The organism is Geothrix sp. (assembly GCF_049292215.1).
GTDB lineage: Bacteria > Acidobacteriota > Holophagae > Holophagales > Holophagaceae > Geothrix.
In genome coordinates, this window is record NZ_JBATQW010000011.1 from 1 (window position 1) to 23,002 (window position 23,002).

General features: G+C 65.9%; 20 protein-coding genes. 10 read left to right on the forward strand and 10 right to left on the reverse strand.

Going from position 1 to position 23,002, the window contains the following annotated elements; translation table 11 throughout:
* From WAS25_RS02055 to WAS25_RS02065, 3 genes are all read left to right on the forward strand, one after another.
* Positions 1–190: hypothetical protein (locus WAS25_RS02055; RefSeq protein ID WP_422309818.1), on the forward strand; the 190-nt coding region annotated here is incomplete at its 5' end.
* Positions 191–211: 21 nt separating this feature from the next.
* The gene (locus WAS25_RS02060) at positions 212–952 is read left to right on the forward strand and encodes a metallophosphoesterase family protein (RefSeq protein WP_422309820.1); all 741 of its coding nucleotides are present in this window, start codon (positions 212–214) and stop codon (positions 950–952) included.
* 13 nt (positions 953–965) lie between these two features.
* Positions 966–1,664, forward strand: a complete 699-nt coding sequence (locus tag WAS25_RS02065; protein ID WP_422309822.1) for a PilZ domain-containing protein — start codon at positions 966–968, stop codon at positions 1,662–1,664.
* Positions 1,665–1,707: 43 nt separating this feature from the next.
* Here WAS25_RS02065 and WAS25_RS02070 read toward each other — a convergent pair whose 3' ends face one another.
* From WAS25_RS02070 to WAS25_RS02080, 3 genes are all read right to left on the reverse strand, one after another.
* A complete protein-coding gene (locus WAS25_RS02070) occupies positions 1,708–2,232 on the reverse strand; it encodes a hypothetical protein (RefSeq protein ID WP_422309824.1) in 525 nt (174 codons plus the stop codon).
* A gap of 28 nt (positions 2,233–2,260) precedes the next feature.
* A complete protein-coding gene (locus WAS25_RS02075) occupies positions 2,261–2,809 on the reverse strand; it encodes an SET domain-containing protein (protein ID WP_422309826.1) in 549 nt (182 codons plus the stop codon).
* Between the two features lie 91 nt (positions 2,810–2,900).
* Positions 2,901–4,376: an MFS transporter gene (locus tag WAS25_RS02080; RefSeq protein WP_422309828.1), complete on the reverse strand. Its 1,476-nt coding sequence runs from the start codon at positions 4,374–4,376 to the stop codon at positions 2,901–2,903.
* A 177-nt stretch (positions 4,377–4,553) separates the two neighbouring features.
* On the opposite strand from WAS25_RS02080, the gene WAS25_RS02085 reads away from it, so the two are divergent.
* The 3 genes from WAS25_RS02085 to WAS25_RS02095 all read left to right on the forward strand — a co-directional run bounded on the left by WAS25_RS02085 (position 4,554) and on the right by WAS25_RS02095 (position 8,613).
* A complete protein-coding gene (locus WAS25_RS02085; RefSeq protein WP_422309830.1) occupies positions 4,554–6,263 on the forward strand; it encodes a cation:proton antiporter in 1,710 nt (569 codons plus the stop codon).
* Between the two features lie 76 nt (positions 6,264–6,339).
* A complete protein-coding gene (locus WAS25_RS02090) occupies positions 6,340–7,230 on the forward strand; it encodes a polysaccharide deacetylase family protein (RefSeq protein WP_422309832.1) in 891 nt (296 codons plus the stop codon).
* Positions 7,231–7,584: 354 nt separating this feature from the next.
* Positions 7,585–8,613, forward strand: a complete 1,029-nt coding sequence (locus WAS25_RS02095; RefSeq protein WP_422309834.1) for an alpha/beta hydrolase family protein — start codon at positions 7,585–7,587, stop codon at positions 8,611–8,613.
* A 54-nt stretch (positions 8,614–8,667) separates the two neighbouring features.
* Here WAS25_RS02095 and secD read toward each other — a convergent pair whose 3' ends face one another.
* The 3 genes from secD to tgt form a co-directional block, all read right to left on the reverse strand.
* The gene (gene secD / locus WAS25_RS02100) at positions 8,668–11,514 is read right to left on the reverse strand and encodes a protein translocase subunit SecD (RefSeq protein WP_422309836.1); all 2,847 of its coding nucleotides are present in this window, start codon (positions 11,512–11,514) and stop codon (positions 8,668–8,670) included.
* A 72-nt stretch (positions 11,515–11,586) separates the two neighbouring features.
* Entirely contained in the window at positions 11,587–11,901 is a 315-nt protein-coding gene (gene yajC / locus WAS25_RS02105) for a preprotein translocase subunit YajC (protein ID WP_422309838.1), read from the reverse strand.
* Positions 11,902–13,050 (reverse strand): tRNA guanosine(34) transglycosylase Tgt, encoded by a 1,149-nt coding sequence (tgt, locus tag WAS25_RS02110; protein WP_422309840.1) that lies wholly within the window; start codon positions 13,048–13,050, stop codon positions 11,902–11,904.
* Between the two features lie 265 nt (positions 13,051–13,315).
* Here tgt and WAS25_RS02115 point away from each other — a divergent pair, with 265 nt between their 5' ends.
* Genes WAS25_RS02115 through WAS25_RS02130 form a run of 4 tightly spaced genes read left to right on the forward strand, consistent with a single transcriptional unit; the run spans position 13,316 to position 15,955 of the window.
* A complete protein-coding gene (locus WAS25_RS02115) occupies positions 13,316–14,116 on the forward strand; it encodes an energy transducer TonB (RefSeq protein WP_422309842.1) in 801 nt (266 codons plus the stop codon).
* 49 nt (positions 14,117–14,165) lie between these two features.
* Complete coding sequence (locus tag WAS25_RS02120) at positions 14,166–14,894, forward strand: MotA/TolQ/ExbB proton channel family protein (RefSeq protein WP_422309843.1); 729 nt, start codon at positions 14,166–14,168, stop codon at positions 14,892–14,894.
* 60 nt (positions 14,895–14,954) lie between these two features.
* A complete protein-coding gene (locus tag WAS25_RS02125; protein ID WP_422309845.1) occupies positions 14,955–15,455 on the forward strand; it encodes an ExbD/TolR family protein in 501 nt (166 codons plus the stop codon).
* Positions 15,455–15,955, forward strand: a complete 501-nt coding sequence (locus tag WAS25_RS02130; protein WP_422309847.1) for an ExbD/TolR family protein — start codon at positions 15,455–15,457, stop codon at positions 15,953–15,955. Before WAS25_RS02125 ends, WAS25_RS02130 begins: the two co-directional genes overlap by 1 nt.
* 43 nt (positions 15,956–15,998) lie before the next feature.
* Here the strand turns inward: WAS25_RS02130 and WAS25_RS02135 are convergent, their stop codons facing one another.
* The 4 genes from WAS25_RS02135 to WAS25_RS02150 all read right to left on the reverse strand — a co-directional run bounded on the left by WAS25_RS02135 (position 15,999) and on the right by WAS25_RS02150 (position 22,994).
* On the reverse strand, positions 15,999–16,886 hold the full coding sequence (locus WAS25_RS02135; RefSeq protein WP_422309849.1) for a DMT family transporter: 888 nt from the start codon (positions 16,884–16,886) through the stop codon (positions 15,999–16,001).
* A gap of 35 nt (positions 16,887–16,921) precedes the next feature.
* Positions 16,922–18,400 (reverse strand): DUF512 domain-containing protein, encoded by a 1,479-nt coding sequence (locus WAS25_RS02140; protein WP_422309851.1) that lies wholly within the window; start codon positions 18,398–18,400, stop codon positions 16,922–16,924.
* Positions 18,401–18,461: 61 nt separating this feature from the next.
* On the reverse strand, positions 18,462–20,501 hold the full coding sequence (locus WAS25_RS02145) for an elongation factor G (RefSeq protein ID WP_422309853.1): 2,040 nt from the start codon (positions 20,499–20,501) through the stop codon (positions 18,462–18,464).
* Positions 20,502–20,630: 129 nt separating this feature from the next.
* Complete coding sequence (locus WAS25_RS02150) at positions 20,631–22,994, reverse strand: 3-hydroxyacyl-CoA dehydrogenase NAD-binding domain-containing protein (RefSeq protein ID WP_422309855.1); 2,364 nt, start codon at positions 22,992–22,994, stop codon at positions 20,631–20,633.
* Positions 22,995–23,002: the final 8 nt, after the last annotated feature.

Here is a 23,002-nt window from a genome sequence, read left to right on the forward strand (position 1 = left end):
GCTCTGGCTGGCGGAGACCCCTTCCCGGGCCTGGGCGCGGGCGGGACGGGACCCCCGACGCCCCCTGGCCCAGGATCCGGCCGCCTTCATGGCCCGCTGGCGAAGCCGAATGCCCGCCTGGTCCCAAGAGGACATGCTCCTCGCCTTTGGTCACAGTTCGCGGGACCTCGCGTCAGCCTTGCTAGACTGAGATGCCTCCCCTGGACATCCCTTGGACCTGATCCTCTCCGATCTGCATTCGAACCTGCACGCCCTGCGCGCCGTGCTGAGGTTCGCCCGGCGGCGGGCCATCCACCGCTTCGTCCTGCTGGGCGACCTGGTGGGCTACGGGGCCCACCCCAATCAGCTCCTCGACAAAGTGAAGGAGTGGCGGCCCCGGTACATGGTGCGCGGCAACCATGACAAGGTCTGCGCAGGCCTGGAACCGGACGGCTCGTTCAGCCTGCCCGCCAAGCAGGCGGCGGACTGGACCCGGGACCGGCTCCGCCAGGACAACTGGCGCTTCCTGGCCGACCTGCCCGTGGGGCCCCTCTGGGTGGGTGAGGACTACCAGATCTCGCATGGCTCCCCCGTGGACGAGGACGCCTACCTCCTCCACATGCGGGAGATCAGCCAGGCCTTCGACGCCTTCCAGGGCCAGCTCTGCTTCTTCGGCCACACCCACCTGCCCGGCTGTTTCGAGCTGGATGAGACCCGGGGACAGCTCAACTGGATCTGCCTCCAGCCTGGCGAGTGGTTCCAACTGCAGCCGCACTGCCGCTATCTCGTGAACCCTGGGTCCGTGGGCCAGCCCCGGGACCGGGACCCCCGAGTCTCCTTCATGACCTACAACCCCAAGCGCCACTGCCTGAGGCTGCACCGCCTCGACTACGACGTGAAAGGGGCAGCCAAGGCCATCCTGGCCGCGGGGCTGCACCGCAACCTGGCGGACCGGCTGGGCCAAGGCATTTGAAAGGCAGGACCCCATGGGCCACGCATCGCTTCTGTCCCCACCTGTCCTGGAGCAGTTCCTCCACCAGGCACGCCTGACCAAGGCCGTGGCGAGTCTGCGGATCCAGGACGCCAACTCCCGACTGCTCGGAGACCTGCGGATCCATCGCTTCATCGCCGGCTCGGCCCTGGAACTGGTCGGCCTCCACGCCCGCGATTCGGTTCCCGCCGATGGCACTGCCGTGACCCTGACCTTGCTGCTGGGCGAAGAGGTGCTCACGCTCGAATCGTTCCTGCTGAGCCCGGCCCACGATGATTCCGGCGCCACGCTGCTGCGGCTCGACTGGCCACACGAATCGGCGCGCCTCCACCACCGCCGGGATGTCCGGGTGGCGGGGCCCAACCAGACACCCCTCAAGGTCCGAGTCAGCCTGGGTGGACGGCAGCTGGAGGCCCTGCTGGTCAACCTCACGGAAACCGGCGTGGGACTCGCACTGCACGAGCCCCTGATGGTGGACCTGCACGCCCGGGTGGACATCGACGCCGAACTGCCGGACGGCGCCGTCCTGCGCTGTCCCGGCGAAGTCCTGCACCTCACCTACCTCGAGGGCCAGGACTACCCGACGCGGCTGGGCGTGGTGCTCCACCCGGAACCGGACACGGATCTCGAACCCATCCACCGGTTCATCCAGGCCCGGCGGACCGACCGCTCCCAGAGCTTCAGACAGTCCTGAAGCAGCGGAAGGTCCTGGCAACGCCGGGTTCCCGGGTGGATGGCTACTTCACGAACACCATGTCTCCAGCCTGGGAGAGGTAGAATTTTTCACCCCGGCTGTTCTGCTGGAGGACATGGCCCTGTGCATCCACGCCGAGCACGGAGACCTTGCTCTCGCCCTTGATGCCGTCGAATTTGATGAAGGTGGTGGACCTGGCCCCAGTCATGGATACGCGGCCCTCGGTCACCTTGATGTAGCCCAGGGACTCGGGGCTCATCCACTTCAGGTCACCGGTGTTCGGCTCCACCTGGAAGTACTCCCCCTGCGGGGTCTTGAACACCGGGCTGCCGTTCATCATGCCGGCCACGGCGAGGCTGGCGTGCCACTTGATGAAGCTGTTGGCGAACTTGATGTGGGTGTCCGTGCTGCGGCCGGCTGCGGCCGGGCTACCAGGCATGGGGGCGGCCGCAGGCGGGGCGGGCATTTTGGAAGCCGGAGCGGCGGCCTTGGGAGCCTGGGCGGATGCGCCCGTGGCAAGGAGCATCCCGGCCGAGAACAGGGTGGCTGTGCTTCGTTTGCGCGTCATGGCGCCTCCTGGAGAGGGGTAAACCGCATCATGGCTGCGGCTGGAAGGGTGGTGTCTGACCCCCGAGGGGGGTCTTGGTGCGCCGGACGGGAAGTGCCACCAGGGTTCGCCGGCAGGTCCTGGCCCCGCAATGGCAGGGGTACAACTCGCGGCACAGGGCGGCTGAGAGCCGATGGCCATTGGGTGACTGCAACTGATAGTCAAAGGTCAGCTCGGCCCCGGCGGCGATGTCCTCCAGGGCGTAGAGGTAGGGCACGCCGCCAAAGATGAGCACTTCGCAGTTGGGGGCGCAGCTGTGGTTCAGGAACCGGGCCTCGTTGCCTTCCAGGGCCCCGTCGATGGCGAACTCATCATCCACGTTCAGCACGTAGGTGAGCTTCCGCTCGCCCCGCTCTGCCGCCGCCAGCAGGTCGGCCTTGCGGCACCTCTGCCCCTTGTACTCGATGATCCTGGTGCCGCGGGCCAGGGCACCCTTGGCGAAGGCCCCGGTACCGTGGATGACCGAGTCCTGGACCCGGACCAGGTCCCGCTCGGGCCAATCGGCAGTCTGGATGGGAGAGGGCTGACCGGGGTTCATGGGAACCCATCATGCCCCTTTAGGCCTGCATGGGGATAAGAAATTTAAGACATTCTTTAACTATTTGGTATCTTTACCCGACGCATCCCACTCAGCGCCGGCGCAGGCTCACCGCCGCGCCGCCCGCACCCAGGAGCAGCATGATCACGGCCTGGACCATGGTCTTGTAGGAGATCTCGGCCCCGCCAAAGAGCGCTGACCGGACGAAGAGCAGGCCCGCCACGAGCAGCAGCGTGTAGATGCCGAGCATGATCTTCCGGGCCTTCTCGTTGGTCGCCGGGGTGTCTTCCGCGAAGACCCGGTCGTAGAAGATGAGCCCGATGGCGGCCACCACGTTCAGCACGACGAAGAGCAGCCAGAAGGTACGGGCGGCTGCCGCCGCGCCAGGCTGGCCCACCAGGGGCTTCAGCATGGAGCCGTAGAGCATGCCACCCAGGCTGGAGCCAATGAGGCTGCCGATAACACCGTAGAGGAAGGCATAGCCCATGTAGACGGCCTTCTTATCGGCCGGGGCGACCAGGCCCACGTAGCTGTAGTACTTCGGGTGGGCGGTCATCTCACCGATGGAGAAGACCGAGATGCCCAGGATGAAGATCCACACGTTGGTGGACGCGGCGAGGCACAGGAAGCCCAGGGTGCCGATGACGATGCCCGACACCATGGTCGGCAGGGGGCGGATGTTCTTGACGATGCGGCTCACGATGACCTGCAGCAGGATGATCGTCCCGCCGTTGACCACGGTGACGTGCTCCGCGTCGAACTTGAGCGGGATGCCAATGGAGGCGAAGAACCGGTTCACCGGGGTGGCGTCCACGAAATCCCGGAGGTACCACAGCACCGACCCGAAGTTCTGGAAGTAGAGGATCCAGAAGCCGGAGTAGACCACGATCATCAGCATGAAGCGCGCGTCCCCCAGCACCATGGCCGCACTGTGGGCCACTTCACGCAGGCTCTTGGTATTCTCGGGCTTCGGCGGATCCTTGAAGAGGAACACCGTCGGCACCAGCATGGCGGCGCAGTAGAGGGCCGAGGCGATGAACACGTAGCGCCAGGAGAAGCCCTTCAGCACGCTCACCACGAGGGGCGCCAGGAAGGCCCCGATGTTGATCATCCAGTAGTAGATGCCGAAGCCGAACCCCGAGTTTTCCTCGGTGGTGGTGCGGGCAAGGGTTCCCGAGATGATGGGCTTGAACAGGCCTGCGCCCGTGGCCATCAGCAGGAGGGCGGCGAAGACCGCGCCGTAGGCCGTGACGTTGCCCGCGATGAAGTAGCCCGCCGACAGGATGGAGAACGAGAACAGCAGCATCCGGCGGTAGCCATAGCGGTCCGCCAGGGCGCCGCCTGCGATGGGGATGACGTAGGTGAAGGCGTAGATGAGGCTCTGGAGGAAGCCCACGGACTGTTCCGTGAAGCCCAGGCCGCCTTCGGAGACCTTGTTGGTGAGGTAGACCGCGAGCACCGAGTTGAGGCCGTAGTAGGCGGCCCGCTCAAAGAGCTCCATGACGTTGGCCAGCCAGAAGACAGGCGGGAAGGTGCGGAGGATTCCGGAGGGGCGTGGTGTCGACATCCGCCGATTATACGGAACAGACCGGTCCTCCATGGCCTGGAGTTCGCCGCGAGGCCCCGGCTGCCTGGTCCTGGACAGCGGGTCGGTTTCGGCTGGAGGCATCTCGGCGGGGCCCGTGGCATCGTGGAGGGAGCGCCACGGGTGCCCACCGCCACCCCAGCCACGAGATTCCGGCCCATGACCATCACCCCGACCCCACCTTCGATCCTCGTCGACCTCGCCATGGTCCTGGGTGTGGCCGCCATCACCACGGTGGCGTGCCAGCGGCTGCGGCTCCCGGTGGTGGTGGGCTACTTGCTGGCGGGCCTCATCATCGGTCCCCACGTGCCAGTGCCGCTGGTGGCCGATCAGGGGAACGTCCACACCCTTTCGGAACTGGGCGTCATCCTCCTGATGTTCTCCCTGGGGCTGGAGTTCAGCCTCAAGAAGCTGCTGCGGACGGGACCGTCGGCGGCCCTGGTGGCCCTCATTCAGGGCGGCTTCATGGCCTGGTCCGGCTACCTCGCAGGCCGCTTCTTGGGCTGGAGCAGCCTGGAAAGCGTCTTCGCCGGGGCGGCTCTGGCCATCAGTTCCACGATGATCATCGCGCGGGTCTTCGCCACCTTGAAGACCACCGGGCCCTTGGCGGAGCTGGTGCTATCCACCTTGATCGTGCAGGACCTCCTGGCCATCCTCCTGCTCGCACTGCTCACCGCCGTGGGTTCCGGAGCGGGGCTCAGCCTCCCCGCCCTCCTGCTGACCATCGGCCGTCTGGCGGGTTTCCTGGTGGTGGTGCTGGCCCTGGGCCGCTGGATCCTCCCGCCCTTCGTCCGATGGGTGGCGGATGCGGGCAACGCCGAGACCCTCCTGGTCACGGTGGTTGGACTCTGCTTCACCTTCTCCCTGTTGGCGGCCAAGGCGGGCTATTCCGTGGCCCTGGGCGCCTTTCTGGCGGGCATGGTGGTAGCCGAATCCGGCCGCGAGCGGGTGGTCGAGCACCTAGTCCATCCCCTCAGGGACATGTTCGTGGCGGTCTTCTTCGTGTCCATCGGCATGCAGATCGACCCGGCCCAGCTGCTGCCCAACTGGCGGGCCCTGCTGCTCTTCGGCGCCCTGGTGCTCATCGGAAAGATCGTTTCCGGGGCGCTGGGCGGCCTCCTGGGCGGCAACAGCCTGAGGAACTCGATCCGCGCCGGGGCCGGGCTGGCCCAGATCGGGGAGTTCAGCTTCATCATCGCCGCCCTGGGCCAGCAACTCGGAGTGGTGGGCCCCGCCCTCTTCCCGGTCCTGGTGGCCACCTGCGCCTGGACCACCCTCACGACTCCCCTGCTCATCCGTAACTCGGAGCACCTGGCGGACCGCATCGAACAGCGCCTGCCCCGGGTCCTGCGGCATTTCCTCACCCACCATCGGGTGGCCATGGGACACCTTCGGGCCATGCCCCTGCGTAAGGCAGACTGGAGCCACCTCCGCCGTCCCTTCACCCTGCTCCTCCTGGATGGCCTGGCCATCACCCTGCTGGTCGCCCTAGGCGCCCTCATCCAGCGCACCGCCATCCCGGCCCTCGAGGCCCGGGGTCTGCCCCATCGCCTCGCGGCGCTACTGGTCTGGACCGGCATCCTGGGTCTCATCCTGCGGCTGTCGACGGGCCTCCTGGGCCAGGTGCGCCGCATCGCCCACAGCCTCGCGGCCCGGGCCCTTCAAGCCTCGGGCGACACCACCGAAGGCGTGGAAGACGCCACCCGGCTCTGCCTGGAGGCGGCCCTGGGCGCCATGGTCGCCCTCCCCATGGCCGCTCTCCTGCAGCCCCTGCTCCCACCTGGGCTCGTCCCAGCCCTGGTCCTGGCGGCCCTGGCCGGTGGCGGAATCCTGCTCTGGCGGCGCCTCCGGGCGCTGCGCCTGGGCTGACCGGCCACGGCCTGCGAAGGCCCACGGCTTGCTGGCTCCAGCGATCGCGGGTGCAATGGAACCAGCAAGGAGTTCCATGAAGGCCATTTCCCTCCGCGTGGATGTCGACACCCTGGAAGGCTCGCTCACGGGCATTCCCACCCTGCTGCGCCTGCTGGACAAGCACCAGATGCGCGCCAGCTTCTACTTCAGCTTCGGTCCCGACAACAGCGGCAAGGCCATCCGCCGCATCTTCCGCAAGGGTTTCCTGGCCAAGATGCGCCGCACCAACGCCACGAAGCTCTACGGTTTCAAGACGATGATGTACGGCGTCCTGATCCCGGCGCCCATCATCTGGAAGCGCGCGGCCGCCCAGATGCAGGCGGCCAAGGGGGCCGGCCATGAGGTGGGCATCCACGCCTGGGACCACGTGCAGTACCACGACCTGCTGGACCGGAAGTCCCGAAAGTGGCTGGCCGACTGGTACGCGAATGCCCACGAGGCCTTTGGCACGGTGTTCGGCGAGAAGCCCCTGGGCGCCGTGAGCCCCGCCTGGCGCTGCAACGACACGACGCTGGAGTTGCAGGAGGCCTACGACCTGGCCTACGCCGGGGACTGCCGTGGGGTTGCCCCCTTCTATCCCATCGTGAAGGGGAAGGCGCTGAGGACACTCCAGATCCCCACCACCCTGCCCACCCTGGACGAGTTGCTCGGCCTGGATGGCCGCACACCCGACCAGGTGAACCGCGAGGTCTGGGACCTGGTGCGCGAGAATGCCCTGAACGTCTACGCCCTGCATACCGAGGTCGAGGGCGGCGCCCTCGTCGAGACCTTCGACGCCTTCCTGGGCGGGCTCAACGAGCGGAGCGTGGTGGCCCGCACCCACGCCGAATGGCTGCCGGAGCTGCTGGCTGCCGGTCCACCGGCCAAGGAGATCACCCGCAGGGAGATCCCCGGCCGGGCCGGCTGGGTGAGCTGGGAGGGCTGATGCAAAGGCGTGTCGCCACCGAGATCTCAGAGTAGGAAACTGAATTCAGCCACCGATAAACTCCGATGAAATGCTGATGAAGATGAAGACAGCTACAGCCCCATGGGTCGGCCAGTTGTGGCTTGTGTCAGTGCCCTTCTTTATATCGGTGTTGATCGGTGGTTCCCATGTCGTTGAGCGTTGGAATGGGTCTTGCAATTTCGGCCCTGGCCCAACCCAGCCATTCCACTCGACCATGGTTTCCGTCCGGGATTCTCAGCTCCGGAGAGAAAGGGCTGACGACCCAGAACCTTCGTCCCACTTCCCCATAGCCCCTTGCATTACGCTCAAGGCGAACCCTTTCAGGAGGCTGCCATGCGTCGATCCCCCTGCTCGCTCCTTTGTGCCGGCCTCCTGGCGGGCTCCCTGCCACTCCTGGCTCAGGAATCTCGGGACGAAGGCCGACTGAAGAAGGTGGAAAAGCAGGTGGATGGACTCCGCTGGAGCCAGGATGCCCTGCGGAAGGCTACCGACGACCAACTCTGGTTCCTACGGCTCTCGGACGTGGCCGTGGTGGACAAGGTCACCTTCACGGGCCCTGCCAATCCCCGCGCTGAGGAGAGCTACGGGATCAAGAACGAGCGCCACCCGCTCAAGATCCAGCAGTATGTCTTCGTGCCCCGCAAAGCCGAGAAGGGCCGAAAGCTGCCCCTCATCGTGCTGCCTCACGGCGGCGTCCATGCCGACTTCACCACCTACCACGCCCACATCGTCCGCGAGATGGTGGAGTGCGGCTTCGTCGTGGTGGCGCCGGACTACCGGGGTTCCACGGGCTACGGCAAGGGGTTCTACGAGGCCATCGACTACGGCGGCCTAGAGGTGGATGATGTGGTGGCAGGCCGCGACTGGGCCGTGGAGCACCTCCCCGTCGATCCCAAGCGCTGCGCCATGGTGGGCTGGAGCCACGGCGGTCTCATCGCCCTCATGGCCGTATTCGACCACCCGGAGAAGTTCGCCGCCTGCTATGCCGGCGTGCCCGTCTCCGACCTTCTCATGCGGGTGGGCTATGCCGGCGAGGAATACCGGGACGACGCTGTGGTCCGAACCATGTTCGCAGGCAGGACCCCCAGCGAGGATGTGGACCTGGTCCGCCGCCGGAGCCCAGTCTGGAACGCCCACAAGCTCCGGACGCCGCTCCTCATTCACACCAGCACCAACGACCGGGACGTGAGCGTGGTCGAGGTGGAAGCGCTCCTCACCGCCCTCAAGGCCGCAGGCAAGACCTTCGAGCACAAGATCTACCAGGACGCCCCCGGCGGCCACAGCTTCAATCGCATCGACACCACCCTTGCCCAGGAGTCCCGGAAGGAAATCTACGCGTTCCTGGAGAAGCACCTGAAGTAGTTCCATACGAAAATCGCGGCCCTGAAGGGCCGCGATTTTCGCAAAGTAGTACCGCTACGCGTGCTGCTTGAGCTTGTCCTTCCCACCGAACCACTGATCCCAGTACACCACCACCGGGGCGGCGATGTAGATGGACGAGTAGGTGCCGGTGATGACGCCGATCACCAGAGGGAACGCGAGGTCCCGCAGCGCCGGACCGCCGAACAGCCAGAGGCAGACGGAGACGAAGAGCACGGACAGCGAGGTGAGGATCGTCCGGCCCAGGGTCTGATTGATGGAGTCGTTCACCAGCTTGGTGATGGAGACGCGTCGGTAGTCCTGGCGGTGGCTGTTCTCGCGGATCCGGTCGAATACCACGATGGTATCGGCCATGGAGTAGCCCATCAGCGTGAGGAAGCTAGCTACCACGGGCACGTTGAATTCGTAGCCGAAGGCCGCGAAGAGTCCCAGCGCCATGAGCAGATCGTGGATGAGGGCCACGATGCCGCCCACCGCGAAGCTCGCGGTGAAGCGGAAGATCACATAGACCAGGATGGCCAGCATGGCGAGGCCCACGGCGGTGAGGGTCTTGCTCGTCCATTCACCGGAGATGCTGGGGGAGAAGCTTTCGTTCTTGCGGATGCCCACCGCACCGAGCCGGTAGGTGGTCTGCACCGTGTCCTTGACGGCCTGGGGCAGGTCCTGGGGCAGCTCGCTGAAGCTGTGGTAAAGACCGGAAGTCAGACGGTCCCGACCAGCAATGATTCTTTCCGCCAGGGGCACGTAGGTCGTGGTGAGAATCGACTCGTCGTTGGCGACTCGGAGGGGGTTCACCCTGGCCAGGGAATCAGCCAGGGTCTTCGAGCCTTCGAGGTTCAGGGCCGGCAGAGTACTGCCGACGGCCTCGGGGTCCAGCTGCTTGAAGATGACACGCAGGGCATTGGCCTGGATGGTGCTGTCCTTCTGGTCCCCATCCTTCTTGGCCTTGACCTTGACGGCAAAGTCGCGGACGGACTTGTCCGAGTTCTCATAGGCCACCACGGTGGTGTCGGTGAAGCCGTTCTTCGCCAGGGCGGCCCGTATGGTCTCAGGCTCCATGGCGCCGCGGAAGCGCACGGTCATGTCGTTACCGCCCACGAACTGCATGCCCAAGTGGATGCGGTTGTTGTTCGTGAGATTCCAGGGGCGCACGAAGAAGAAGCAGAGCACGATGATGCCCCAGCTAATGGCCAACGCCGTGCCCTTGTACTTCATGAAGTCGAAGGTGGAACCCTTGAACATCGTGTGGACGCCAATGGACAGGGTCTTGGTGCCGGGGTGCTGCTCGAGGATCCAGTCGTAGATGAAGCGGCTGATGTAGATGCTGGTGAACAGCGAGGCCACGACGCCAACTGTGAGGGTCACCGCAAATCCCTTCACGGGACCAGTGCCGAAGATGAAGAGCAGGAGGGCTGCAAAGAGCTGGGTCACGTGGCTGTCCACGATGGTCCAGAACACCCGGTCGAAGCCAGCATCGATGGCCCCGGGGACACTCTTGCCCAGCCCCAGTTCCTCCTTGATGCGCTCGAAGATGAGGATGTTGGCGTCCACCGCCATGCCCAGGGTCAGCACAAAGCCCGCAATGCCCGGCAAGGTAAGGGTGGCGCGGAAGGAACCCAGCAGCCCCATCATCACGATGATGTTCACGGTGAGGGCGATGATGGCGTTCATGCCCGACCAGCGGTAGAAGAACACCATGAAGACGATGATGACGAGGAAGCCCACCAGGGCCGAGGTCACGCCTGCCCGGATGGAGTCCTTGCCGAGGCCCGGACCCACCACACCTTCTTCCAGGAACTTCATGGGCGCGCGCAGGGCGCCGCTGCGCAGCTGGCTGGCGAGGTCGTCGGCCTCCTGGGCGGAGAAGCTGCCGCTGATGCGGACCGCGCCGCCTATGATCTTCTCCTTGGCGCTGAGCTCGGTGACGATCTTGTGGTCCAGCACGATGGCGATGAGGCGGTTCTCCTCCGAGGCCGTGCCCGTGAGGCGGGCGAAGTCGTCATCCCCCTTCTTGTTCAGGGTGAAGTTGACCTCGTTGGCCTCGGTCTGGGAATTGGAGGCACGGTGCGAGTCGATGATGTCGGCCCCGTCCACCGCGATGCGGCTTTCCAGCAGGACCCAGCGGCTGATCTTCTCCTCGCCGGGCTTGGCCTTGACGACTGGCTGGCCGCCCCGGCGGGCCTGCCGCTCGCTCTCGATCTCGGGCAGCAGCTCGAATTCCTGGGGGATCTGGCCCTTGAAGAAGGCCAGGGCCTCGTCCTTGCTGGTGAAGTAGATCTGGGGAGCCTTAGCCAGCAGGCGCTGCTCCAGGCGACCGGGGGTGGCCAGCAGTTTCTTGATGCGCTCGCGGTCACCTTCCTCGATCCCGGGAATCTCGACCACGATGCGGTTGCCCTCGGCACCGCTGGCCGTGATCTCCGGCTCGAGGACGTTGGCCGGGTCGATGTCACGGATGCGCTTCTCGATGACCTCAAGGGCCCGCTTGTTGGCATCGTCCTTCAGCTGCTTCTGGTAGGTGTCCTTCTGGGTGAGCCGGAAGTCATTGCCTTCGGAGGCGACCCCGTAGCCGGGAAAGAAGTCCTTCGCGACCTTCTCCACCGTGGCCTTCTGGTCAGCCCCCACGCCCTCCACCTTGAGGGCCGGGCCGTCCACGCGCACCATGGCGCCGGGCAGGCCCTTCTCCCGCAGGCGGGAGACCATCCGGTCCTTGCTGTCGCGCAGATCGGCGGCCAGGGCCTCCTGGCCCTGGACCTCCAGCTCGAAGTGGACGCCGCCGCGAAGGTCGAGACCGAGCTTCACCTTGGAGAGGGGTGTGAAGAAGTATCCGCAGCCGAACAGCACGGCGAGGACGATGGTGAGGCGCCAGAGGCTCCGTTTGGTCACGGGGCGCTCCTTACAGGAAGCGGGACGGCCCAATGATCGGGCATTGGTGCCGGTCCGGAAGAATGGGGAAGATCAGTTCTGCTTGGGTTCCGCTTCGGAGGCCAGGGCTGCGACGGCCGTGCGGCGCGCCTTCACCACGGTGTTGCCGAGCTTGACGTAGAGGTCCTTGTCCTCGACGCGGTCGATGGTGGCGTAGAGGCCGGAGCTGAGCACCACCTCGTCGCCGGCCTTCAGCTTGGCCAGGCGGGCTTCCATCTCCTTGCGGGCCTTGCTCTGGGGTCGGATGAGCAGGAAGTAGAACATCAGGGCCATGCCGCCGATGAACACGAACTGGGTCCAGCCGGGGGCACCGCCGGCAGCGGCTTGTTGCAACAGGGCGAAGGTCATTCAGGGCTCCTCTGTCAACCATCCGGCACGCGTGGACTGGGCGAAGGCCGGAAAGCGGTTTTCCAGCAGGGCCTGCCGCGCGGCGCGGGTGAGCTCCACAGTGTAGCTCAGGTTGTGGATCGTGTTCAGCGTGAAGCCCAGCAGCTCCCCGCAGCGGAGCAGGTGGTGCAGGTAGGCCCGGGAGAAGGTCCGGCAGGTGTAGCAGGGGCAATCCGGGTCGAGGGGCAGGTCCGCCTCCCGGTGCCGGGCGTTCTTGAGGTTCAGCCGGCCCCGGCTGGTGAGGATGCGGCCGTGGCGAGCCTCCCGGCTGGGCAGGACGCAGTCGAAGAGGTCCACCCCGTGCTCGACGCCGAAGAGCAGGTCCTCCGGCGTGCCCACGCCCATGAGGTAGCGGGGCCGATCGGCCGGCAGCTCCGCCACGAACTCGGCCAGCACGGCGTTCATGTCCGGCTTGGGCTCGCCGACGCTGAGGCCACCCACCGCGAAGCCCTGGAAGGGTGTCTTCGCGTCCAGCTCCAGGGCCTCTGCCAGGTGCCGCCGCCGCAGGTCCAGGTGGGTGCCCCCCTGGTTGATGGCAAAGAGGCCCTGGTGTGGCTGCAGCGCCACGGCCCGGCTGCGGGCCAGCCAGCGGGTGGTGCGGGCCATGCTGAGCTCCAGCTTGGTCCGCTCCAGCTGGCCCGGCGGGCACTCGTCCAGGGCCATGCAGATGTCCGATCCCAGGTTGCGCTGGATCTCCAGGCTGCGCTCCGGCGACAGGAACTGCGGACTGCCGTCGATGTGGCTCTGGAAGGTGACGCCCTCCTCCGTCATCTTGCGGAGGGAAGCCAGGGAAAACACCTGGAACCCTCCGGAATCCGTGAGGATGGGTCCTTCCCAGCCCATGAGGCGGTGCAGCCCACCCAGCCTGGCGACCAATTCGTCGCCCGGCCGCAACCCCAGGTGGTAGGTGTTGCCCAGGATGACCTGCGGTCCGATCTCCCGGAGCTGGACCGGCGTGATGCCCTTCACCGTGCCCTGGGTCCCCACGGGCATGAAGGCCGGGGTCAGGACCTCCCCATGCACAGTGCTAAAGCGGCCCGCCCGGGCCGCCGAGACATGGTTTTCCGTTTCGTTCCTGAATGTGAAGTCAGGACTTGTGATTTTTGACATGACGCTTACCTGACTTTCTTAACAAAAATTAACAACCCCACCCTTTTCCCAGCTTAAAGGATGTTGCGGTATCCATGAAAAAACAGTGGAATGCCGTATTCACGAGGGGTTGCGTTCAGTTTCAACGCTTGACCAACCGCCGACCCTTTGCCATCTTAGCCGCTGGGCTTGCCCCAGTTCTTTACCCCAGTCGTCGTGGCCGAATCGGTGTTCCCGCCGTTTCGGCTAGCTATTTTTTCCCCCCTGGATCTTTCAAGGGAGCCGCATGAGCAAAGATCCCCAGAAACCCATTCCCGCCAAGTCGGCCGCTCCCGCGGAGACCCTGGAGGATGCCGTCTACCGGTCCTCCCTCTCTGCCGGGAACGACGCCATCAAGCGGGGCAACCCCATGGTGACGGTCCCCACGACCGTACTCATGTACGGGCTCTTCGCCTTCGTGGGCTTCCAGTTGGCCAAGCAGTCGTCAGTGGTCAAGGAGAAGCTGAAGACCGTGGGCATCGACATCTCCGAGCAGAAGCCGGACGATGCTCCGCCCCCGCCTCCGCCGCCTCCGCCGCCCCCTCCCCCGCCGCCGCCGCCACCGATGGCTGCGACTTCCAAGGCGGATACGACGCCCATCGATCCCCGGCAGGAAGTGGTACCTGAGCAGGCCCCCAAGGAGCTGCCCAAGCAGGATCACTCCCTGGGCGGCGTTCCCGGTGGCGTTCCCGGTGGCGTGCCCGGCGGCGTGATCGGCGGCGTGGTCGGCGGCGTGGTTGGCGGTGTGGTCGGCGGTCAGGGCAAGGTAGTCGACTTCGACTTCAGCCAGATCAAGATCAAGTACCAGCCCCCGGCACCCCCCTACCCCCCCCTGGCCAAGATCGCGAAGATCCAGGGCACGGTGGTCGTGGAGATCGTTGTCGGTCCGGATGGCATCCCCACCTCGGCTTCAGCCAAGGAGGGTCCTCCCCAGCTCCGCCCTTCCGCTGAGGCCTACGCCATGATGTGGAAGTTCGAGCCAGCCATGCTGAACGGGCAGGCCCAGTACGCCCGCTTCAAGCTGACGATGCCCTACCGCCTCCGCTAGCCGCAGCCCCTAACCGAGTCATCCACCTTTTCTCCCATAAGGAAACCTCATGAACCTGCTTTCCTCCCCCCTCCTGCTCGCCCTCGCCGAAGGCGCCCACGACAGCTTCTCCCCCATGGAGCTCTTCAAGGCGGCCTCCCCCGCGAACAAGGGGATCATCATCATCCTCTTCATCCTCCTCGGGTACCAGATCTACGTGACCGTCGAGCGCTTCGTCACCTACGCCCAGAGCAACCAGGCCTCCGACAAGTTCCTGAAGCTGTTCATGGACACCCTGCGCCGCGGTGACTTCGAGGCCGCCAAGCGCGCCGCCACCACCCACAACAAGAGCCACGTCGCCCTCGTGCTGAAGCACGGCCTCGACATCTTCCAGTACGAGAAGCAGCTCAAGACCATGAACCCCAACCACGACGCCATCCAGCCCGTGGAGCGCGCCATCCAGCGCGGCACCGCCGAAGTCGTCGAGCTCCTCAAGAAGGGCATGAGCGGCCTGGCCACCATCGGCGCCCTGGCCCCCTTCATCGGCCTGCTCGGCACCGTCATCGGCATCATCAAGGTCTTCTCCGACCTGAAGACCAAGGGCGCCGGCGACATCAACGCCCTGGCCGGCTCCATCGGTGAGGCGCTCGCCACCACCGCCCTCGGCCTCATCGTCGCCATCCCCGCCGTGTGGATCTACAACCTGCTGACCAACAAGCAGGACGTGGTCGTCACCAACATCAACAATGCCGCTTCCCAGATGATCGACGAGTTCATCCGTCGCGAGAGCCAGGGCTAATCCGACCATCCATCCCCGTCCGGGGGCGCGAGTCCCCGGGCCGTTCAAGGAGAACACACCATGGATGCAGGTGGTGGTAAGGCGGGTGGCGTCAAGTCCGACATCAACGTCACCCCGCTCGTGGACATTGTGCTGGTGCTGCTGATCATCTTCATCGTGATCACGCCCGCGGTGAACAGCAGCGTCAAGCTGCCGACCGCCAAGCACAGTCCGAAGGCAGAGAAGAACAAGGACGAGAAATACCTCACCCTGATGCTCACGTCCAAGCGCAACGACAAGTGGGAAGTCGTCGGTCCCGGCGCCATCCTCATCGACGACAAGGACGCGAAGGACGAGGTCTTCTTCATCAGCAACGACGCCCAGAAGCAGAAGCTGGAAGACTACATCAACCGCAATGTCTCCCAGCTGAGCCAGAAGGTCGTGTTCGTGAAGGCTGACGCCGATCTCCCCTTCAAGTACGTGAACGAGCTGTTCCAGGTCTGCCGGAAGGGGGGCGCCGACGAGGCGTCCATCGTGACCAGCGAAGACAAGGCCGAAGACAAGCCCGCAGGAGGCAAATAATGGATGCCGGTGGCGCTAAAGGAAAACAGAAGTCAGACATCAACGTCACGCCTCTGATTGACATCGTGCTGGTGCTTCTCATCGTCTTCATCGTGATGGTGCCCGGCCTCGACAAGGCCACCAAGGTCGTGGTTCCCCAGGTCGTCACGACCACCACGCCTCCCAAGCCTGATCCCAACAACATCCTGATTCAGATCGAACAGGACGGGACGATGCTGCTCCAGCAGGACAAGATCGACGCCCAGGGCCTGAAGGATCGGCTCCCCGAAGCGGTCATGCTCCAGCCCCTCGGCTACCGGAAGGTCTTCCTGAAGGTGGACGAGGATGTGAGATTCCAGGCCATGGTGGACGTGCTCGACACGATCCGCGTCGCCTCGAACACCGCCAAGAAGAAGTCCCTGGAAAACCAGGACAAGTTCCTGGGCCAGGATGGCGGTGACGTGAAGGTTGCTGTCTCCCTCAAGAAGCGTCCTGCGAGTGCCACCGCTCCCGTGAGCTAGGCATTCCCGCTTGACCTGAAAGGGCCCCGACCGGGGCCCTTTTTCATGCCCGCTTCCGATGCCCGAGCACCGTGCCGTAGGTCACGCCGGCCACGGTGATGAGCACACCGGCGAGCCCCGGGAGTGTCAGCCGCTCCCCCAGCAGCGGCACCGCCAGGACGTACTGGACGATGGGCAGCAGCTGGAGCCAGATGGCCGCCTCAGGGACGGAGAGCGTCCCGTAGGCTTCCGACATCAGGAGCTGGCCGGCGAAGGCCAGCAGGCTCATGAGGACCGCCAGCGACCAGGGGCCCGCCCCGCCCGGCCAGGGTGTGAGCGCGAAGGGCAGCACCACGGGCAGACCGGCGAGGCAGAAGAAGAAGAAGATCGTGGCGGCGTTGTCCGTGTGGCGCACGGCCCGGATGGCGTTGGCGCTGGTGGCCGCGAAGACTGCTGCGCCCAGGGCCGCCAGCTGGCCGCGACCAAACCCGAGCCCCAGGTGGCCCTGGCTCAGCACCAGCGCCACGCCCAGGGAGGCGGCCAGAATGGCCAGCCACAGGTGGACGGTGGGCCGCTCCTTGAAGAGCACCAGGGACATGGCCACGGCAATCACCGGGAACACGTTGTAGAGGATGCCCGCCTCGCCGGCCGGGATGTGGGCCAGGGCGTAGAAGTAGAGCACCACCACGGCGCCGCCCGAGAGCCCACGCATCACCAGCAGGCGGTGGTTGCTGGGACGGTACAGGCCAGGGATCAGACCGAAGGCCACCAGACTGAACAGGGCCCCCACCACGAAGCGGAGCACGGCCAGGTGCCCCGGCGTGAAGCTCATGTCCGGCTGGGTCAGCTTGCGCGCCAGGATGGCCATGAGGCCGAAGCACAGGGCCGAGCCCGCCAGCTGCGCCCGGGCCGCCATGCGGCGGCGGGACTGGGCAGCGGTGTAGGCGGGCATGCCCTCCATCCTGCCTGGAAACCCGGAGATCCGGGTCAGGGGTTGTAGGCCCCCTGGGGCAGGTTCAGGCCCGCAGCATGGAAAGCCGACTGGAGGGCCCCGCCCCGGAAGGCGCCGCGATCGGCGGCCTCCAGGTGGTCCAGCAGATGGGAGAGGTTGGCGCCGCTGGGCACCGTGGGCACGCCCAGATCGGCGGCCAGCTGGGGCAGGGTCAGGTCATCGAGGAAGGTGCCTTCCTCCCTGACCACGGCGCCCCGCAACGTGTACTGGTCCGTAGGCCCCGTCACGGTCCGCAGGCTGGAGGAGGGCACCACCACCGCATCCACCCAGTCCGCCTTGCCGCCCTTGGCGTCCCGGTCGGCGTGGGCGGCGTACTTCAGGTCCTCGCCGCAGAGCAGCCCTGCGACCGTGACCGTCTCGCCGAAGCTGAAATTCGTCGCGGCCACCACGCGCAGGTGGCTGCCCACGGCGCGGTTCAGCTCCGCAGCGACACGGCTGAGGGTCGGCGCGAAGCTCGAGCCGGTGAGCAACAGCACCCGGCGGCCCGCGAAGCCTTGGGCCTTGGGGCTCTTGATGAAGCGGCGACTGTGCTCCAAGAAGCGGCGCACCAGGCCCACGCCGTTCTCCAGCTGGGCCCAGGAGCGCGAGTAGAAGCCACGCCCAGGCACCTCGATTCCCGCCCGGGTGAACCACTCGTCCGCCAGCAGCATCCAGGGCTCACCATCGTTTGCCTTGGCGTAGGTCCGCACGGCCGGTGTCCAGCGCGCGACCCAATCCCGGGCAAAGTCCTGGCTCACGTCCTGCACGGTGGGCAGGTTCTCGCGGTGCGCCGTGAGGCCCACGGGCACGCAGGAGAGGCTCAGCACGCTGCCCCTCCCCTCCCGTCGGCGGGCCCAGAGGTCGTCCAGGGTCTGCTGCCAGATGGCACCATCGTTGAGCCCCGGCGCCACCACGGCCTGGGTGTGGACATCGATGCCCCCTACCAGCAGGCGGTCGATCTTGCGGAGGATGTCGCCCTCGCGGGGATTGCCCACCACCTTCACCCGGGCCAGGGAGTCCGTGGCATGGACCGAGACGTGGATGGGGCTCAGGCGCTCGCGGACGATGCGGTCCAGTTCGGCATCGTCGCTGCTCGACAGAGTGGTGAAGTGGCCGTAGAGGAAGGAGAGCCGCACGTCCTCGTCCTTGAGGTAGAGCGACTTCCGGAAGCCCTTCGGCATCTGGTGGACGAAGCAGAAGACGCAGTTCTGCTTGCAGACCTTCACCTCGTCCTGGGCCAGGTCTACCCCGATGCCCTCGCCGCCGTTCTCCACGAAGGCCTTGAAGGTGCTGCCATCCGGGCGCTGGAGCATGAGCTCCGCCTGGTCCTCCCGGGTGATGAGGTACTGGTAGCTCAGCTGGTCCAGCACCGCCTCGCCGTGGATCATCAGGAGCGTGTCGCCCGGGCGGATCCCCGCCTCATCGGCCAGGCTGCCGTGCTCCACTGTGATGATCTGAACGCCCTTCTGTGCCAACGAAAATCCCCCCGGACCGTTCAGTCTGGGGGGATTTGGTTGACCGGGCAAGTCAGGATTGTCAGGCAGGCGCCTTGGTCTGCTTCCTCGCCTCGACCACCTTGTCGGCATCGCGGCCCACAAGCTCCTGCAGGTGGTGGAAGGCCCAGGTGAAGGAGCCGACGCCCATGGTGAGGCTACGGAGCTCCACCACCACATCGCTCATCTCGGCCTGGGGGATGTAGGCCGAGACGATGTCCCAGCCGTTCCAGCCGGGCCGGGCATCGAAGCCGAGCACCTGGCCGCCGCGGCGGCCGGTGACGAGGCGCTGGGCCTTGGGCGTGAACTCGCTAGGCACGGCGATGTGCACCTCGCAGATGGGCTCCAGCAGCACCGGGTGGCAGACCGGCGCCGCCTCATTCATGCCGATGCGGGCGGCGGTCTTGAAGGCCATGTCGGAGCTGTCCACGGTGTGGTAGCTGCCGTCCACCAGGGCCACGTAGATGTCCACGACGGGGAAGCCCAGTGGGCCGCGCTTCATCCAGTCCACCACGCCATGCTCGACGGCGCCGAAGAAGTTCTTGGGCACCACACCGCCCACGATCTTCTCCTCGAACTGGAAGCCCTCGCCGCGCTGCCTCGGCTTCACCTCCAGCCACACATCGCCGAACTGGCCGTGACCGCCGGTCTGGTGCTTGTGCCGGCCGTGCACCTTGGCGGCCTTGGTGAAGGTCTCGCGGTAGGGGACCATGGGCGGATGGTGCGACACGTCCAGGCCGAAGCGGCTCTTGAGGCGGTCGAGGGCGCACTTGAGATGGACCTCGCCCTGGCCCCAGAGGATGCGCTCCTGGGTCTCGGCGTTCTGTTCCACCTTGAGGGAGGCGTCCTCCTCGCAGAGCCGCTGCAAGGCCAAGGAGAGCTTCACGTCATCGCCGCTCTTGGTAGTGTGCAGGCTGAGGGCCAGCATGGGCTGGAGGGGCTCGGGCCAGGTGAGCTCGACCTTGGCGGTGGGTGTGAGGCCCTCGGCCGTGTGCACCTCGTCCATCCGGCCCAGGGCGATCACTTCGCCCACCGTGGCCTTCTGCTGCTTGATCTGCTGTGCGCCGAATAGCTTGTTGATGCCGCTGACGCGGTTGCCGGCCAGGGAGCTACCGTCGGCCACCTCGCCGCGCCACACGCGGGAGATGCTCAGCTTGCCCACATGCTGGGCATGGACGGTCTTGAAGACCTGCACCAGGGAATCCTTCCCTTCAGGGATGCCCAGGCGCGCGGCCGTGGCGTCCACCCGGGGGGCCTCGTCGCAGAGGGCCTGGAAGAGGCGGCGCACGCCCGTGTCCTTGTCCGCCGAGCCGAAGTAGACCGGGACCAGCAGGTCCTCGCGAACGTCCTTGGCCAGGTCCTCGGAGACCTCCTCCTGGGGCGGCACCATGTCACTGAGCAGCTCTTCCATCAAGTGGTCATCGAAGTCGGCCAGCTTTTCCAGCAGGAGCTGGCGGGCCTCCTGCTCCTCGGGCAGGACCGAGTCCGGCAGCTGCACCAGGTCCGCATCCTTGCCGGCCTCGTACCGGTAGGCGTGCTCGCTGATGAGGTCCACGTAGCCGGTGATCTGGTCACCTTCGCGGATGGGCACTTCCACCAGCACCAGGGGCCGCTCCGATACCACCTGCAGGGCGTTGAGCACGTCCTTGAGCTTGCCGGCGCTGCCCGGCGCCTCCATCTTGTTGATGAAGACCGCGTGAGGCACCTTGTGGTCGTCCAGGAACTTCAAGGTGGGCGCCACCATGAGGGCCCGGCCGGGATCGGGATCACAGACCACCACGGCGATGTCGGCCACCATCAGGGCGTGGGCAGCCTCCTGGCTGAACTCCACGGAGCCGGGGCAGTCGATGAGGGTCCAGGCCTCGCCCTGGAAGGTGCAGGCAGCCAGGCTCGCCTCGACGGACATCTGGCGGGCCTTGGCTTCCATGGAGGCATCGCCGACCGTGTTCCCCTCCTTGACGGAGCCCTTGCGCGGCAGGGCGCCTGCCACGAAGAGAAGACTCTCCATCAAGGAGGTCTTTCCGGAGAGGTAGGGACCCACGATGGCCGCTACGCGTGGAGTTGACTGGGAATTCCCGCTCACAGTGCCTCCTGATTGTTTGATCCAACTTAAGATCGCTCCAAGTGTTCCGAGCTTGTCACAGGCTGGCAACACCGAAAAAAAGCCGCCCGGGAAAAGGCGGCTTAAGTCACAAAATGGCGGGGGTTCTGATTAGTTTCTCAGGGGCCTTCCCGTCTTCAGGATGGCGTCCATGCGGGCCTGGGTCTTCTCGTAGCCGCAGAGGCGGGCGAAGGCCTGGCGTTCCAGTTCGAGAATCCGCTCCTCGCTGACCTCCTGGACCAGGCTCACGTCGCCGCCACAGAGGATGTTGGCCAGCTCGCCCATGATGATGCCGTCGTGCTCGCTGGCCAGGCCCTGCAGCTGGAAGTCGCGCACGGCCATCTTGAGTGCCTCGCTGCCGCCCCGGCCCGGCAGGCGCAGGGTGCGCTCCTTCACGGGCTGGAAGTCAGCGGCCATCTTCATGACCTCCTGCTTGGCCTCGTGGAGCAGGAAAGCCTTGTTCATGACGCGGCGGTCCGTGCGGCGCAGGTAGCCGTTGCGCTGGGCCTCATCGAAGCTGGTGTGGACCGTGGCGGTGCCGATGCCCTGGAAGCTGGCCTTCACCTTGGGCATGGGACCCAGCTCACCCTTGGCGGCCATGGCGTCTTCCATGCGCAGCAGCATCTGGAGGCAGCCGCCTCCGGCCGGGATGACGCCCACGCCCACTTCCACCAGGCCGATGTAGAGCTCGGCATGACCCACCACGCGCTGGCAGGCCATGGTGAGCTCGCAGCCGCCGCCAAGGGCCAGGTTGAAGGGCGCGCCCACCGTGGGGAAGGGTGCGTAGGTGAGCAGGCGGGCCGCGTACTGGAGGCGGCGGGCCGCCTCCTCGATGACGTCGAACTGCTTGTCCTTGGCAGCGTTCAGCACGAAGACGAGGTTGGCCCCGGCGCTGAAGTGCTGGCCCTGGTTGCCCACCACCAGGCCCTTGAAGCGGCCGGGCACGTGCTTCTGGAGCGTGTCCTCCATGAGCATGATGATGCCGTCGTCCAGGGCGTTCATCTTGCTGCGGAAGCTGAGGCAGGCCACGTCGTCGCCAAGGTCCAACAGCTGGCAGCTGCCGTTCTCGGCCACCACCCTGCCCTTGCCCTCCTCGCGCTTGAGGATGATCACGCGCCGGTCTTCGAGGATGGGATCGAAGGCCAGGGTCTTGGGATTCAGCTGGGATACGGGAACGCCATGCTCCCAGCGGTAAAAGCTGGTGATGCCCTTGGCGAGCATCTGTTCGACGAGGGGCGCAATGGGCTGATCCTCGAACTTCATGCGAGCGACCACACGCTCCACGCCGAGGATGTCCCACAGCTCGAAGGGGCCCACCTCGAAGGCGAAGCCGTTCTTGATGGCGCGGTCCACGTTCAGGGGGCCGTCGGTCACCTCGCCCAGGCGGTTCACGGCGTAGGTGAGGTTCGGAGAGATGCAGCGCCAAGCCAAGCGCCCGGCTTCCGTGTCACTGGTGAGCAGGGTCTTCACCTTCTCCGAAGGATCATCAATGCCCTTCAGCTCCTTCAGGATGGGCCAGTCCTTCTTCACCTGGGGGATGTACTCGCGGGTGGCGGGATCGATGGCCAGGAAGGTCTTCTTGCCCTTGGCGTCCTTGGGACCCTTCTTGAAGAAGCCCTGCTTCACCTTGTTGCCGAAGAGCTTGTTGTCCAGCATCCACTGCAGGAACTCGGGGAACTTGAAGGTGTCGCGGACCTCGTCGTTGGGGCAGAGGTCGTAGACGTTTTTCGCCGTGGCCGCGAGGATGTCCACGCCGGCCAGGTCCGCCGTGCGGAAGGCGGCGCTCTTGGCGCGGGCTGCCGCATCGCCCAGCACCGTGTCCAGCACCTCGAAGGGGATCTTTTCGGCCAGGGCCATGTGCAGGGTGGCCATGATGCCGTGGATGCCGATGCGGTTGCCGATGAAGGTGGGGCTGTCGTAGGCCGGCACCACCTCCTTGCCGAGGCTCTCCTCCAGCCAAGTGCGGAAGGCCTGGGCCTCGGCCTCATCGACCTCGGGCCCCTTCACGAACTCCAGCAGGCGCAGGTAGCGCACGGGGTTGAAGAAGTGGGTGATGACGAAGTGCTTGCGGAAGGCGTCTGTGCGGCCTTCGACCAGCAGCTTCAGGGGGATGCCCGAGGTGTTCGAGCTGATCCAGGCGCCGGGCTTGAGCTTCGGCTCCAGGCGCGTGTAGAGCTCACGCTTGATGGCCAGGTCCTCCTTCACCACCTCCACCACCCAGTCGCAGTCCGACAGGCGGTCCAGGTGATCCCGCAGGTTGCCGGGCCGGATCTTCTTCAGGAAGGAGCCGTGCATGGCCAGCGCAGGCTTGGATTTCGCCAAGGCCGCCAGGGCCCCTTCGGCCAGTTTGTCGGGTGCCGCCTCGTCGATGACGATGTCCAGCAGCTCCACCGAGCAGCCCGCCGACGCGACGTGCGCCGCAATGCCCGAGCCCATGACACCCGATCCGAGTACGCCAATCTTCTTGATGTTCATGACCAACC